17 protein-coding genes are annotated in these 14,078 nt (G+C 45.1%); 2 read left to right on the plus strand and 15 right to left on the minus strand.

Annotation, left to right across the window (positions count from 1 at the left end; genetic code table 11):
- Positions 1-20 precede the first annotated feature (20 nt).
- Together DT065_RS09930 and DT065_RS09935 are read right to left on the minus strand one after the other, a co-directional pair.
- Positions 21-404 (minus strand): flagellar protein FlaG, encoded by a 384-nt coding sequence (locus tag DT065_RS09930; protein ID WP_114372974.1) that lies wholly within the window; start codon positions 402-404, stop codon positions 21-23.
- A complete protein-coding gene (locus DT065_RS09935) occupies positions 404-742 on the minus strand; it encodes a DUF8042 domain-containing protein (RefSeq protein WP_472511556.1) in 339 nt (112 codons plus the stop codon). The genes DT065_RS09930 and DT065_RS09935 overlap by 1 nt, the downstream gene beginning before the upstream one ends.
- 208 nt (positions 743-950) lie before the next feature.
- Here DT065_RS09935 and DT065_RS09940 point away from each other — a divergent pair, with 208 nt between their 5' ends.
- Positions 951-1,406 (plus strand): competence protein ComK, encoded by a 456-nt coding sequence (locus tag DT065_RS09940; protein WP_114372976.1) that lies wholly within the window; start codon positions 951-953, stop codon positions 1,404-1,406.
- Positions 1,407-2,222: 816 nt separating this feature from the next.
- On the opposite strand, the gene DT065_RS09945 is transcribed toward DT065_RS09940, so the two are convergent.
- The 13 genes from DT065_RS09945 to DT065_RS10005 form a co-directional block, all read right to left on the minus strand.
- Positions 2,223-2,954: a response regulator transcription factor gene (locus tag DT065_RS09945; protein ID WP_160112489.1), complete on the minus strand. Its 732-nt coding sequence runs from the start codon at positions 2,952-2,954 to the stop codon at positions 2,223-2,225.
- Positions 2,955-3,163: 209 nt separating this feature from the next.
- A complete protein-coding gene (gene csrA / locus DT065_RS09950) occupies positions 3,164-3,385 on the minus strand; it encodes a carbon storage regulator CsrA (protein WP_114372980.1) in 222 nt (73 codons plus the stop codon).
- A complete protein-coding gene (fliW, locus tag DT065_RS09955; protein ID WP_160112490.1) occupies positions 3,360-3,821 on the minus strand; it encodes a flagellar assembly protein FliW in 462 nt (153 codons plus the stop codon). Before fliW ends, csrA begins: the two co-directional genes overlap by 26 nt.
- Positions 3,822-3,928: 107 nt before the next feature.
- Positions 3,929-4,810, minus strand: a complete 882-nt coding sequence (flgL, locus tag DT065_RS09960) for a flagellar hook-associated protein FlgL (RefSeq protein WP_114372984.1) — start codon at positions 4,808-4,810, stop codon at positions 3,929-3,931.
- Between the two features lie 17 nt (positions 4,811-4,827).
- Complete coding sequence (flgK, locus tag DT065_RS09965; protein ID WP_114372985.1) at positions 4,828-6,306, minus strand: flagellar hook-associated protein FlgK; 1,479 nt, start codon at positions 6,304-6,306, stop codon at positions 4,828-4,830.
- 27 nt (positions 6,307-6,333) lie between these two features.
- Positions 6,334-6,834 (minus strand): flagellar protein FlgN, encoded by a 501-nt coding sequence (locus DT065_RS09970; protein ID WP_160112491.1) that lies wholly within the window; start codon positions 6,832-6,834, stop codon positions 6,334-6,336.
- A 4-nt stretch (positions 6,835-6,838) separates the two neighbouring features.
- Entirely contained in the window at positions 6,839-7,102 is a 264-nt protein-coding gene (gene flgM, locus DT065_RS09975; RefSeq protein WP_160112492.1) for a flagellar biosynthesis anti-sigma factor FlgM, read from the minus strand.
- 13 nt (positions 7,103-7,115) lie between these two features.
- Positions 7,116-7,523 (minus strand): TIGR03826 family flagellar region protein, encoded by a 408-nt coding sequence (locus DT065_RS09980; protein ID WP_160112493.1) that lies wholly within the window; start codon positions 7,521-7,523, stop codon positions 7,116-7,118.
- A 181-nt stretch (positions 7,524-7,704) separates the two neighbouring features.
- Positions 7,705-8,184: a ComF family protein gene (locus DT065_RS09985; protein ID WP_160112494.1), complete on the minus strand. Its 480-nt coding sequence runs from the start codon at positions 8,182-8,184 to the stop codon at positions 7,705-7,707.
- A 221-nt stretch (positions 8,185-8,405) separates the two neighbouring features.
- Positions 8,406-9,926 (minus strand): ATP-dependent helicase ComFA, encoded by a 1,521-nt coding sequence (locus tag DT065_RS09990; protein WP_114372995.1) that lies wholly within the window; start codon positions 9,924-9,926, stop codon positions 8,406-8,408.
- Positions 9,927-9,990: 64 nt separating this feature from the next.
- Complete coding sequence (fakB, locus tag DT065_RS09995; RefSeq protein WP_114372997.1) at positions 9,991-10,830, minus strand: fatty acid kinase binding subunit FakB; 840 nt, start codon at positions 10,828-10,830, stop codon at positions 9,991-9,993.
- Between the two features lie 72 nt (positions 10,831-10,902).
- Positions 10,903-11,610 carry a response regulator gene (locus DT065_RS10000; RefSeq protein WP_114372999.1) on the minus strand — a complete coding sequence of 236 codons (708 nt, stop codon included), beginning with the start codon at positions 11,608-11,610 and terminating at the stop codon, positions 10,903-10,905.
- Between the two features lie 61 nt (positions 11,611-11,671).
- Complete coding sequence (locus DT065_RS10005) at positions 11,672-12,799, minus strand: sensor histidine kinase (RefSeq protein ID WP_227002537.1); 1,128 nt, start codon at positions 12,797-12,799, stop codon at positions 11,672-11,674.
- A gap of 630 nt (positions 12,800-13,429) precedes the next feature.
- Between DT065_RS10005 and DT065_RS10010 the strand changes: the two genes are divergently transcribed.
- Entirely contained in the window at positions 13,430-14,062 is a 633-nt protein-coding gene (locus DT065_RS10010) for a YigZ family protein (protein WP_114373001.1), read from the plus strand.
- Positions 14,063-14,078 lie beyond the last annotated feature (16 nt).

Here is a 14,078-nt window from a genome sequence, read left to right on the forward strand (position 1 = left end):
GTCACATCCTCAGTTAAAAATTACCATTGTCCATCAACGATTATGCCGGCTCGCTTTAAAATAGCCGCCGTCATGTCGAGCAGCTTTTCGGGAGGAATTTCCCTCAGGATTTCCTCGGAAAAACGATCAACCACATGCACATAAATACGATCCAAATCCTCATGAATATTAAATCGTAACGACGTCGGTGTTAGTTCCAAAGTATCGTTGATTTCTTCGACATAGGCCTCCATTTGCTTCTGTCCGAGTCCTTCGCGCTTTTTCTCAATCCTTTGTACATGCTCATTCGCCAACGATAGAAACCGTTGCGTAGGAAAAGGGCTCCCCCCTCCCGCAGAAGTGATTTTACCGGAATCTATTAACGCTCCTCCTGGTTTCTTTGTTATTTTTATGATTAGCACCATCAAGTGCTCAACAAGCCTTCCCGAAACCGTTGCAAAGCCGGGATCAAATGGTGCTCCAGCATCTCCTCTGCGTTCCCGTACTTTTCCAATTCTACCGCCGTTTTTGCATCTTGAAGCTCGCGCTTTACCCGCGTAAGCCGTGCCTTTATATTCCCCTTCTGCTTATGTCCGCCTATGGTTACAGCCAGGATCTCCAACTGTTCATAACGGCCCATCATCTCTTCGAAGCATTGCAATATATTCCCATTTTTTTCTATTTCGCGTAAGCTTGCTTCCATGTCATTAATTAACTGATCACAAGTGAAAATAACTTTTTTCAACGTGCCCCCATCGTTCATTTTTTTCAACCCCATTATCCTTCTTTCGGTCCTTTTGCGATCGTTCCTCCGGTCTTACTACTCTTATCGGCGATAAATGCGAAACGTTTAGATTTCTTTTATTATGTTTCACGATTCTAATAATATGAAATTTTAAATATTATTCTTCCAATTTGATCATTAACCTATTATAATTAAGATAAATAATAATTATAGGGTGATAAGGCCTATGGATAAACAAATGAGGGCAGTGTACCGGGTTAGCGCAAAAACGATGGCGATCTTGCCGGGTGCTCAAGGTTCGGTCATTTATGAACGAGAGCAAACGGTTGTGCATTGTCGTGAACGACCGTTACGGATCATTCGAAGATCATGTTTGGATGGGGGAGCTTCGTTGGAGGGGAGGTTAGAAGCAGTTCGCCATAAAACAAAGCTGGCAAGGAAGCTTCCTATCCCGATTAACGTGGAAGAAAATTGGTTTGCATTTCCAACATCAGGATTACGCGACCATGAGTGCTGCTGGGTATTCTACCATCACATTGACACAGTTATAGCTTCTCATGGAGGATTTTGCAATATTTATTTCCATGACCAACAAATGATTTCCGTGAAAAAAAGCCTGTATACGCTACATAGACAAATACAACGGACAGGCTGGGTAATGTCATTGTTTCTATTCCAATAACATAGCGGGATTCATTGATGACTCCATATCCAACTTTAAAAATTACACAGCGACCTAGTACAGAGTGGTCAAATTATCCGGTCACACTCAAGGGCAACATCAAAAAGGAGGACGGTCACTCGTGCTTTATGGCTGAATTTCCTCACACTTGATGATTTTACCTTCCGGTGTTCCACATGACTTACTCATGGCACCTCTGGTTAGGATATTATTGCTTTTAGAGGTGTCATAACTTGCTCACGGCACCTCTAATTGGGGTAACCTTCCTTCTAGCGGTGTCATAATGGGGATTTCGGACGTTCTCGTCGAGGAGTCTAATATTAGACGCGCCTTCTATTTTTGGTATCACCACTGGGTGGAGATCTGGCACTTTTCCTAAATTTAGCGCCACCAACGATGGGAATCACTTATTTCAGCCGTCCTGCACTAGTGTATAGTTGTTAAATTACTCGTCTACCAGCATCGGACACTAAAATGGGAAAATGGATGCGTAGTGAGGGGGCAAAGGATTTTTTCACACAGGTGAACCTTATATTTTAGCCGCTTTCCACTAGTGATTCTTCAATCCAGTCCTTAAAACGGAAGGCTCGTTCGAGAGGGCTCACAATCCCGATTTAATCCCTCAAACGGAGAAAAAGTGATTCTGAGAGGGATTACAACTTTGATCCAGTCTCTCAAACGAGGCCTGCGCAGAGAGACACAACCCAAACCGAACCCATGTCCCAGTGGTCTTTGCAGGTGTGACATTTTATTTCAGCCGTTCTGTGCTAGGCTTGTCCGAATCTCCATTCCAAATGAATCATAAGCATAAGTGCGCTAACCGGAACGCAACCACCCCAGTTCTATGGCTCGTTTCACCGTATGGGTGCGGTCGTTGGCATCCATTTTTTTCGTTAATTGACTGACATGATTATTCACTGTGGATACTGATAAATAATCGTCTTCGGCAATTTTTCGGTTGCTTTTTCCTTTTAAAATTGCATCAAGTACCCGGCATTCCGCACCTGTAAGCCTTTCCAACGCTTTTGGATAATCCAAGTCAAGAGCCCCGTCTTCATGATGGTCAATCGTATGTTGATCAGGCTCTCCTTCCCCGATATTGCGCTGTCGCACCACTTGTAACAGATCACGCTGAAGCAAAGGATCCACATACGTTTGGTACAATCGTGCCTCAGAAAAGTGTTGGACCATTTGCCAAAAGGTTTGGTTGATCGAAAATAAAATCTTAACCTCCGATTCCAATATTTTCTCTATCAACCCCGGGGAACGGGGAGGAACAATCGCGCATAGATGATATACATTCGACAACGCATGCAATACCCCGCTTTCCAGCAATCGAAAGCTTTCCTCCGTTGATAAAATAATCACTTTTTTTTGATTTTGAGGCTTCATTTTCGGTAAACGTCTGTGAAATTCCGCATGGTATCCATTCTTCTGCAAGGCCGGTGGTATAGATTTAACATTTTTTTGCCCATCAAGCTGCAACCATAAATACGAGCATAGTGACGTGGGATGATCTCCCGAATTATGTCGAGTTGTCCTCAGCATCAAGGGCCTCCTCCTCAATATGTACATGTTAAACAAACATTTGTTTAATCAAATGGCATGAAAAAATGAAGACATCTCCATGCTTAACTGGGTTATCCTACCATCCGCAAATATTAGCAATGATTGCATTCATCGACAAGGGGCAATAATCATATTTAATATTTAAAAAAAGGAATATTGATATTGAGGATAAGAATGAAGACCCAATTTTATTCATTAATCGGTAACGTTGGCGGGATTTTTGTCGATGACATGGCAGCAGCTTTATTTTCCTCCTGGATAGAATCATAGATTTCTTTTCGGTGAATGTCCACATGTTTCGGTGCGTCAATGCCTAGTTTCACTTGATCGCCTTCTATACTGACAACCTTGACCTCAACTCCATCGCCGATTTGAATCGATTCATCATGTTTTCTGGTTAGTATAAGCATTTTGGGAAGACGACTCCTTTCTTTGCAATAGTGGAAATTGCCGGGAGTATTCGCTGTCTTGCGGAATGTATTGCTTGCCTTTTTTCTCATCCACATTTAAAACAAGGGGGGCCGCCAAATTCGCCGTCGAAGTCTCAAACGGGTCATTGATCGTGAGAATCGTCCATAAGGAGGCCTGTTGTGTGTTGGTTAATTGCAAGGGTTCGGTTACGGACGCAGGCAAATCTATTTGGTAATCCGGGAAAACAGAAAAGATTTCACAAACGAGAAAGGAAACTTCCACGGTGTGAACCGATTGCAATACGTAAAACGGACCCTGATAAGACTGTAAGATCCAACGTTTTTCATCTTCAAAGGCCGGTAAACCATTTGGAAAAACAATGACCTCCGATTCAGAGACCTCAATTTCTCCGAAATATTTCGTTGAGATTATCAATCTCATCTTCCTTTCTCTACACGTGATTGCCATCTTTTATTTTAGCATGTTTCAAACGAAAAAAAGAAGCAAACCAATGAGGTTTGCCGGCACTAAACAAACGTGCATCATCTTAAAAAATCCATCAAACTTGGTTGAATAATGCGAGAACCTGCCGCCAATGCAGCTTGGTGCAAACTTTCTTGGGTGACAAGATCAATAATGACTTCTGCAATATCTGCATCTTCATTCTCGGACATGATACGCGTAGCAATCTCGTTCTGGTTTCCTAAGCGACCTTCGATCATTTCAACCCTGTTCACTCTTGCTCCAAGTTCCGCTTCTGCGCGCAGTACCTCATCCAGATGCCCATCAATGGTTGATAAAAAAGCATCGAATGTTTCGTCGGACGTGTCAGGATCCTCTAGTTTGCTTTTAAGTTCTTGTAAATCGGCAAACATATCCTCATGAAAAATTTGATCAGCGGATACGTTAATCGGAACTTCAACCCCATCCATCAATTCAAGCGTCACCTCATCCGTGTCCGCATCCGGGAAATGGCCTCCCGCAAGATCTACAGGGGCATTTGTCGTATCAGTTCCATTAAAAATATAGTTGTTGTTTACTTGCGTATTCGCCAAATCTTCGATATGGCTGATGAGCTGGCCAACTTCTTCCGCCATCGCCTGCCGCTGGTTTTCATCGTACGTATCATTGGACGCTTGGACAGTAATTTCCCGCATTCGTTGCATCGTTTGATTTACCGTGTCGAGCGAGATGTCAGCACTTTCCATCCACGATTTTGCTTCCGAAACATTACGGTCGTATTGCTCGATCTCACGCAATTCCGTACGATGTCGCATGCTGCTCGTTGCCACCACCGGATCTTGGGACGGGCGGTTAATCTTTTTGCCGGTAGAAAGCTGTTCCTGTAAGTTCGCGAGCTTACTATTGTTATTTTGTATGTTCGTTAGCGTTTGACTGGAAATCATCGACTGCGTGACCCGCATGCGCTCTCCTCCCTTCTTTATCGCCCGACAATGCCCATTTGATTAATCACTTGGTCCAGCATCTCATCAATCACCGTGATCATCCGCGAGGAGGCATTGTACGCGTGCTGAAATTGAATCATATTCGTCATTTCTTCATCGAGGGAAACACTGCTCACCGATTGACGATTCATTTCAATCGTATCGCGGCGAATATCGGACGTTTCGTTCATGCGACGAGCCTGATCCACTTCAATTGCCATCTCCCCGATGATGCTTTGATAGGTTGAGTCAAAACCGGAGGTCTCTTTTACATTCGCCAGCTCTAAGGCATTGGAGCCATCACCGGCGTTTCCGCTTTGAGCGGCAGCAATCAAATCGGTGTCATCCATGATGTTCTGATTCACACTCAATACACCATCATCATCGAATTCAAAGAAGGCATCCGATCCTTCTTCGCCATTTAAATCGACACCATCGCTGTGAACCTCGTTAAAATCATGAGCGAAGCCGCTCATCAAATCATTTAATTCTGTTATCTTATCCTTAAAGAGCCCTTCCTCTTCGCCATAACCGAATGCGTCAACAAGTGCTCCCAACTTTCCGTGGTGATCGCCCAAAAGATCAATTTCATCCCCGAAGTTGATGCTTTCCACGACACCTTCAGCATCATTTATATCCACATCAATTTCAAGGTGCCCTTGATTTCCATTTTCTCCTTGCACAATGGCTATGCCATCATCACCGCCGAGGCGATTCCCATCATCATCAACGACGTAGACGCTAATCCCTCCTTCTGCGGCGGGATGCGTATGCGCGCCCGGATTTTCAGGTTCGACTTCAATGTTGATATACTCGGACAACTCATCAACGGCACGATCACGTTGATCATAGAGGTCGTTTGGTATTTGCCTCTGAGCTTCGACCTTTGCAATCTCTTCATTTAAACCATGAATCTGTGTAAGCAGCCCATTTATCGTTTGCTCAGCTGTTCTAATTTCATCCCCTACGCCGCGTTTATTCGTTTCCAGTGAACCCGCCATATGATTATATGTATCGGCAAGCGCCGCGCCACGCTGTGCGGTAATCTCTCGGGCGCTGGCATCATCGGGGTTTGCGGACAGGTCGTGTAGCGACCCCCAAAATTCGTCCATCGCTTCTGCCAAAAGTCCGGTTTCGGATTGTTCATTCATAATCTCTTCCACGCGCTCCAGGGAGCTTAGCTTTTTTTCCCAATAGCCGGCATTTGCATTCTCCTCGCGGTACTGCGCATCAAGAAAATGCTCTCGCACACGCGAGATACTTTCAACTTCCACTCCCGTTCCGATTTGACCCGGAATGGAAGGCGCGTTTTTGCCGGGAGCCGGATAAGCCTGGGAGGCGTTAAAATTCACTCGCTGGCGTGTATAGCCTTCTGTATTTGCATTTGCAATATTATGGCCGGTCGTTTTTAACGCTGATTGTTGGCCCATTAACCCTTTATATGCAGTTTGTAGTCCATGAAACGTAGAGGTCATTGTCTATGGAGGCCTCCTTTGTATGCTTCACGCCCTGGAATCGAACGTGGAAAACCGTTCGTACTCATTCGTTTTCTTCGTATCGGCAGCCGATGTATACATCGTATAATCTTCATGTCGGATGGCATTCAACATTGCACCCACAACCGCAAGACCATCATTCAACAACTGCTGATTGAGGTTATTCTTATCTTGCAAATGCCGAATAGCCGTCTGTAGCTTCTCCCGTTGCTCGTCTAATTCCCAACGGTCTTTCTCCGGCACATAGGAAATCCACTGCATCATTGGAACATCCACCTCAAGATGAGGGCAGTGACGGTCAATGAACGTTGCAACCACACGTTGCCGTTCCTTTTCCAATTGCCGAAGTGTGCGCACTTCTCCTTGTTCAAGACGCACAATTTCTTCGAGGGTTTTACGGTTGGACCTTTGAATGGCCTTCGTTTTCTTGTCGGCAAGCGTCAACAAGTATTCGTGGTGTTGGATTAATTTTTCAAGGCTTTCTTTCAGTGCCCTAATTTCATTCATTTTATTATCCCCGCTCATTCCAAAATTCGAAAAATCGATGGGCAACCGCCCGTTCATCCACCCGATATTCACCCGCATCTATTTGTTTTTGGAGCGCATCCACCTTGGCTTTGCGGGTTGCGTCAATACCCGATTGCTGCATTTCTTTGGCCGTTTGAGAAATCTCTACTTGATCTTGTTTTGCTTCTTTCGGCTTTTGTTGCTTTTGTACTTGTTCGGTCGCTTGTTTATAGGAATGATGGATTTGATTGTGCGGATGAATTTTCATCATTGTCACCCTTTCATTCATTTCTTCGTGAATGAAGCTCTCTGTTTACATAGACATTTTCCGTAGATGCCTTTTTTGTATTATTTATTTTCGCGATATCTCCCTGTAACTGTGTTTCACACGATTTACACAGCCGGCCATCGCGGGTAGCATCTCCACAAAATGCACAGAGCATATGAAAATTGGGGAAATCCGCGAGTTGTAGCCGCCCTTCGCGAATAAATTCCAGGATATCGGTTTCCGAAACACCGGTGTGCACCGACGTTTCCAATATTGTCGATTCCCGGTTCTCCTTCTTTCTTAAAAATTCATAAACCTTATTAAAACGCTCTTCTCTCGATCGACGACAACGATCACATAAAGAAATGACTGTTTTTACATATAACGTCCCACACTCCGGACAGTTAGCGAGCTCTGTCATCGTTGCTCCTCCAAAAATGATTGTATTTATCATATCGGAAAATATTTCGTTATGTTTAACGGGCACTTCCATTTTACAAAATTTTAACGGTGAGCGTGCGTCTTGCGTTTTGTTTTGGTGTTCGGCCCAATTATAGATCGTTTGATGACTTTTCAGTCGCCATGAAGCTTCACACCCCTATTTATCCTCTGGCGACCGTGAGTGCGGACACTTGTTTCGCGCCTTGTTCCAATAGGGGGACAGCTGCTTTGCGCAAGGTGGTTCCGGTCGTATAAATATCATCGATGAGCAGCATATGTTTACCGGCCACGCGCGCCGCATCCCCTTGAAAGGAAAAAGGACGGGCGTGGCTGTGCAATCGGCCCCTACGGGTTTGTTTGCTTTGTTTCCCCTCATCTACTACCCTTACTAAGCAAGCGCTGTAAGCCACCGGCAACTGCTCTGCCAACACCGCCGCTTGATTAAACCCCCGCTCCAGCAGACGCTCTTGACTGAGCGGAATCGGTACCGGTATCGCTCCTTTAAACTTCTTCCGATATGTTCGTTTTAACGTTTCTGTAAATACGTGTGCAAGTGCTACGTCCCCACGATATTTGTAAGTGCTTATTACTTCCTGCAAATGCCCATCATACGAAAAAAGGGAAATATTTCGGGCCAGCAAACCGGACCAATGCCTCGTTCTCTCCCAACGCCGGCAATCCGCACAACATTCGTTCCGTACCATAGGACGGCTACAATACAGACACCACGGAGCCTTTAACGACTTTAATTTGCCTTGGCACTCGTCACATAACTTTTTCTGTTGCCATGAAAATAACGCTTCCCAACTTATATTTGCACTTAAAGGATGCAAGCACTGGCGACAACGGTTATAAACGATTTTCACGCACCTCCTTTTCCATTCATGGTTAAAATCTGCTGCCTGCAACGATTCATCGCTTTTGTTTTCCCGTAGTGAAAAAAGGTAACCTTGCCGTCCGGGTCCTCAGCACTCCTTCCTGCCCTGCCTGCAATTTGAACAAGCGCAGACACTGTGAACACTTCATCCTCTGCCCCAAGAACGCCCACATCAATCCCGTAAATGGTGACCCCTCGTTCTAAAATCGTCGTGGTGACTAGCATCGGCATCTCTCCATTTCGGAAATTTTCTACAATTTCTTTACGTTCCGGGCCTCCCGCGTGGACACTTGCAATCGATCGCTCTCTTTGCCGCAAGACCTCGCACAACACTTCGGCCGTTTGAATACTCGGAACGAAAATCAGCGCTTGTCTTTTCGTTGCCAGCTGTTGAAATGCCCAATCTGAAAATCCTTTAGGTAATCGTGCTCGCGAAAGCGCCTTTCTCCAATCTCCGCACCATTGAAAAGCAGGGACGGGTAACGGAAATCCGTGAAACCGACGATTGACACGAATGACCGCATCCTTACTTTCGCATCTTTTTCGTAATTGATCATCAGGGGTTGCCGTTAAATAAATCGTCGCGGCATTTTTTCTCGTTGCTTTTTTTACTGCATAGGCCAAGCTTTCATCAAACCGATAAGGAAACGCATCCACTTCATCAATGATGGCGACATCAAAGGCGTCCTGAAAGCGCCGCGTTTGGTGCGTGGTTGCCACAACAAGCTGACCGTAAGAAAAACGTTCCTCACTGCCTCCGTATAAGCCGGCCAGAGCCGTCGTTGGAAACGCCTGTCTTAAGCGAGGCAAAAGCTCAAGGACAACATCCGTCCGTGGCGTAGCAATGAGCACCCGTTTTCCTTCCTTGAGTCCGCGGGAGATTCCGGGAAACAACATCTCGGTTTTCCCGGCTCCGCATACCGCCCAAACTAACAATTCGGAGGACCGTGATTGCTTAATCGTTTGGGTTATACGGTCAGCCGCCCGTTGTTGCAAAGGAGAAAGTTGCCCTCGCCAGGCCAAAACGCCCGCACGCGCTTTTTTTCTACTAAGCGCCGGCCCTTTCCATGTGAAAAGAGGGCTGCAGGACGCTACCCGACCCATTGAAATACAAGCGCGGCAGTATAAGCAAGCGCTGTCACACCATGCGCATGAATAACGGGAAAACCAATGTTTCTGGTTGTTGCCGCAGCGGGCGCATTTCAAACGTGGGCGGATATGGATGCCCGGTTGCATATGTACATAGCCGTGCCGTATGAAGGCTTCTAATTTTTTATATGAAAAAGGGAGTTCATCGGGGAGCAATGCACGACCGTCCAATAATTTCTGAACCTCATGCCAGTCCGGCAGATGGTTGGGGGAGGGTTTCGGGATGGAAACTTGCGGGCTCCCAAGCGCCGAAATCGAAGAGACTTCTGATTGAATGTCATCATGCTCGTTTACACAAGCAATGGGGAGGATAATAGCGGAGGGCGTATCGCGGGGCGTAACGAGGGCTACTTTCATCGGTTCGCTCCTTTATTATAAAGGTGAGAGGTGAGAAATGGAGGTTTTCCCACCTCTATTGCAGCTATTTTTTGTACCAAGTGAGTCCGAGGGATTGTTCACCGAGATGCGTTCCGATCACCGGACCGAACACACCTAGGTCAATCTCAAGGTTATCGTATTTTTTATCGAGGGTGGAGCGTATTTCTTCCGCCTTTTCGGGGACATTCGCATGCACGACGGTTGCTCGAACCGGCCCGTCTGCGGCGTCCTGTTCCAGCAATTCCATCACCCGTTTAATAGCGCGTTTTTCCGTGCGCACTTTTTCAAAAGGGACAATGACCTTATCGTCAAAGTGGAGAATCGGCTTTATTTGTAAAGCACTGCCGAGGAATTTTTGCGCACCGCTCATACGCCCCCCTCGATGCAAATGATTTAGATCAGCAACGATAAAGTAACCGGACAACGTATCACGAATGGATGTCAACGCTTCAAAAATCTCATCAACCGTCTTCCCTTCGCGGACAAGCTTTGCTGCTTCCACTGCATAATACCCTTGCGCGCTACAGCTAATTTCAGTGTCAAACGGATAAACATTAACTCCTTCCACCGAACGGGAAGCCGCTACGGCCGTTTCAAATGTTCCGCTGATTCCGCTGGACAGGTGAAAAGAAATGATCGAGTCAGCTGTTTCGCCTAACTTTTCATACAAATCAATAAACTCCCCGAGAGAGGGTTGTGAAGTGGTTGGCAATTTTTCATGGGCACGCATTTTACCGAAAAATTCTTCCGTCCCCATCTCCGTTTCCCGGCTCGTCTCTTGACCGAATACGACGCTTAGCGGAATAACATTAATCTCGTTTTCCACTAATGTCTCCTCATCCAAATATGCGGTGCTATCCGTTACGATTGATATTTTCGGCATAATGACCCCCTCTTTTCGGTTCCATGGTTGTCCCTATCATAGAACGGAAAAAAGCAGGACGCAAGCGAGGGATTAACGTACTTTCACCCATCCCTTTTTAATAGATTCAACGACTGCTTGTGTCCGATCATTCACATTCATTTTTTGCAAAATATTGCTGACGTGGTTTTTGACGGTTTTTTCACTAATATACAGCTCTTCTCCTACCATACGGTTACTGTAACCATCGGTCATTAGCTGAAGCACATCGCATTCCCGCCTGGTTAGAATATGCAAGGGTTTGCGGTATTCGATCTCTTTGTAGCTCAATTCATCACCTGTGGTAGAACCTCCGCTGTCGCTTGCAAGTCTACGGTATTCTTTAATTAAATTATGGGTGACTTTCGGATGGATGTAAGCGCCGCCGGCACCCACAACTTTGACAGCCTCGATCAAAGCGTCTGCGTCCATTTCCTTTAACAAATAACCAGATGCTCCTGTTTTCAAGACATGGGTGACATAAGCTTCGTCATCATGAATGGAAAGAATCAACACTTTGACATCGGGAAACCGCTCAACTAGCTTTCGCGTAGCCTCAACGCCGTTTACTCCCGGCATATTAATGTCCATTAATACAACATCCGGCTGATATTGGGAAACAAGCTGGATTGCCTCATTTCCATCATCACCTTCAGCGACGATTTCAAACTGATCTTCCATCTCAAGAATACGTTTAACGCCTTCCCGAAACAATTTATGGTCATCGATAAGTATAAGTTTGATTTGTCCTAGCCCAGCCATCTCGTCCATCCTTTCCAAAGAATCTGTTTTGACGTGCATTAACAATGAAATTTATTCAGTATTAAGTCGGTATGGTAATGGTAATTTTGGTTCCTTTTCCTTTGGCTGATTCAATCTTCACATCACCCTTGAGCTCGTTCACCCGTTCTTTCATGCCGATAATGCCGAATCCGGGATTCGTTGATCCTGCGGGGTCAAATCCTCGGCCATCATCTTGAATGATCAAATGAACTTGTGTTGTGCGCATCTCGGCTTTCACTGAAATTTGCTCGGCGTTCGCGTGTTTGAGCGCATTTTGAACCGATTCCTGAACGAGCCTGAACAAGGCTACTTCAAGGTTCACTTCCAACCTGTATTCATTGCCATGGAGAATGAAACGAATCTCCGTCTCCTCTTGTTCGTCTGCAAGGCCGTCCAAATATTTTTTTAATGTTGGAATCAGCCCCAAATCGTCGAGCGCCATAGGCCGAAGATCATAGATGATACGCCTTACTTCAGAGAGGCTGCCTTTAATCGATTTACGAACATCCTGCAGTTCATTTAATGCAGCATCGATTCCGTGTTCGGTGTAGACTCTGCCGAGGATCTCCGAACGAAGAAGAACATTTGCCAACAATTGAGCAGGACCATCATGGATTTCCCTGGCCAATCGCCTGCGCTCTTCTTCCTGCGCTTGAATGATTTTTAACCCAAACGCCTGTTTCTCTTTTGCATCTTCGACCATTTCCCCAACTTCACGCAAATCGCCATCCAAAAAATTATGCACAATCGATACTTGGCCCACAAGCAACTCTGCGCGATTCAACGTATCGTCTAACTGCAACAACCGGCGCTCAATTTGATCTCGCCTTTCCCGCAACTGCTTTTCTTCCTTTTCCATGACGGCAAGTTGGAGGCGATACTCATTTGCATCATCATACACTCTTTTGGCTTCTTCGTTAGAAAACGTGTTAAAATCGCGATTAATCACGGCTAGACGATTACGTGCCACTTGTGCTTGGTGCCGTTTTTCATTTGTTTGTTGAATAATTTCCGACACTTTACGGCGCGTATCCTCAAGCTCGCCTTCCAACGTTTCATACTCTCGCCTTGTTTGCTCACTTATTTCGAAAATCTGTTCCTTGCTGCTTTGGATCGTTTCCTTCATTTGTATGATAATTGTTTCAAGGGTTTCCTTATTATTGCCCAAGTCTTTACCCCCAGCCTTTAATCGAACCGAATGTTTGACATCAACGTTTGATTCGATATGATTATTTTAGCACATTCTTATATACGAAAAGGCATATGGGAATAAAAGTTTAAGAAATTCACACATTGTGCCAAAATTCCGGGTAACTCCCTCGCTAATTTGACAGTACCATTTTTTATAGATTTCAGCTATTACAACAAGATTATAATGCTATTACAGAACTTAGAGCGAGAAAGCCCACTTCTTTAGATGTGGGGTGAATCGCTTCTTTGCAGAATAAATCGCATGATAAACCAAACATGTGTTAAGGCATCCATGTATCATACAACGTTCGCTAATTGGTTGCTTGAATGGAAAGATTTAAACAAAGCCCCAAAAGCGATTTCGGGTATTTCCGAACCAAAAAACAAAAAGAAAGCATCTTAAAACCTAGTGTTGTGGTAAAAGCAACACCGCCTGTAAGGTACATATGCATCAAAGGTGCATAGAACGAAACAGGTCGAGGGGATGGCACACCTCTGAACTAAAGGCTCGTTCAAAACAGAAGTGGATTGCGAACGTAATGGCACTTTAGAATCCCATTGCTTTATCTGTGGGAGTGTCAAAGATAGTATCAACGGGAGGGATTCCATGCCTCAATCGTACTATACCATAAAAAATGATGGCAAATATGAACAGGCAATCAAAAAGTCGAGGTTCATTGCCCATATGCGAAGGGTTCAGGGAGAAGACGAAGCAAAAGCTTTCATTGCAAAAATAAAACATGAACATCCCACTGCCACCCACAACTGTTCCGCATACGTGCTCGGGATGGGAAATGAAACACAAAAAGCAAATGATGACGGAGAGCCGTCGGGAACAGCCGGTGTCCCTATGTTAAATGTTTTAATCAAACAGGAATTAAAAAATACAGCCGTTGTCGTCACTCGTTATTTCGGGGGGATCAAGCTAGGAGCCGGCGGATTAATACGCGCATACGGCAATAGCGTCACCGAGGCCATCAATCATATAGGAATCGTCCAACGACAGCCGATGCAGAAATATAGCGTAACCATTGCTTATGAACTTCTCGGAAAAATTGAAAATGAACTACGAGAATCCCCTTATATATTAGTATCTACAGATTATGGCACGCATGTTACTATCCAAGTCGCCGTAAACATGAATGATAAAGAAATCTTTGAGGAGTGGATCGTCAATACTTCCAACAATCGTGTAACGGTTGCCCCCTCCGGAACGTCATATATGGAAAAGGATTTTTAGGGACATGTTTGACAAA

The organism is Salicibibacter kimchii (assembly GCF_003336365.1).
Lineage (GTDB): Bacteria > Bacillota > Bacilli > Bacillales > Marinococcaceae > Salicibibacter > Salicibibacter kimchii.

Bases quoted from the DNA above. Each gene is read 5' to 3' on its own strand.
- DT065_RS09930 (WP_114372974.1), bottom strand. From the start codon at position 404: ATGGTGCTAATCATAAAAATAACAAAGAAACCAGGAGGAGCGTTAATA.
- DT065_RS09935 (WP_472511556.1), bottom strand. From the start codon at position 742: ATGAACGATGGGGGCACGTTGAAAAAAGTTATTTTCACTTGTGATCAG.
- DT065_RS09940 (WP_114372976.1), top strand. From the start codon at position 951: ATGGATAAACAAATGAGGGCAGTGTACCGGGTTAGCGCAAAAACGATG.
- DT065_RS09945 (WP_160112489.1), bottom strand. From the start codon at position 2,954: ATGCTGAGGACAACTCGACATAATTCGGGAGATCATCCCACGTCACTA.
- csrA (WP_114372980.1), bottom strand. From the start codon at position 3,385: ATGCTTATACTAACCAGAAAACATGATGAATCGATTCAAATCGGCGAT.
- flgL (WP_114372984.1), bottom strand. From the start codon at position 4,810: ATGCGGGTCACGCAGTCGATGATTTCCAGTCAAACGCTAACGAACATA.
- flgK (WP_114372985.1), bottom strand. From the start codon at position 6,306: ATGACCTCTACGTTTCATGGACTACAAACTGCATATAAAGGGTTAATG.
- DT065_RS09970 (WP_160112491.1), bottom strand. From the start codon at position 6,834: ATGAATGAAATTAGGGCACTGAAAGAAAGCCTTGAAAAATTAATCCAA.
- flgM (WP_160112492.1), bottom strand. From the start codon at position 7,102: ATGAAAATTCATCCGCACAATCAAATCCATCATTCCTATAAACAAGCG.
- DT065_RS09980 (WP_160112493.1), bottom strand. From the start codon at position 7,523: ATGACAGAGCTCGCTAACTGTCCGGAGTGTGGGACGTTATATGTAAAA.
- DT065_RS09990 (WP_114372995.1), bottom strand. From the start codon at position 9,926: ATGAAAGTAGCCCTCGTTACGCCCCGCGATACGCCCTCCGCTATTATC.
- fakB (WP_114372997.1), bottom strand. From the start codon at position 10,830: ATGCCGAAAATATCAATCGTAACGGATAGCACCGCATATTTGGATGAG.
- DT065_RS10000 (WP_114372999.1), bottom strand. From the start codon at position 11,610: ATGGCTGGGCTAGGACAAATCAAACTTATACTTATCGATGACCATAAA.
- DT065_RS10010 (WP_114373001.1), top strand. From the start codon at position 13,430: ATGCCTCAATCGTACTATACCATAAAAAATGATGGCAAATATGAACAG.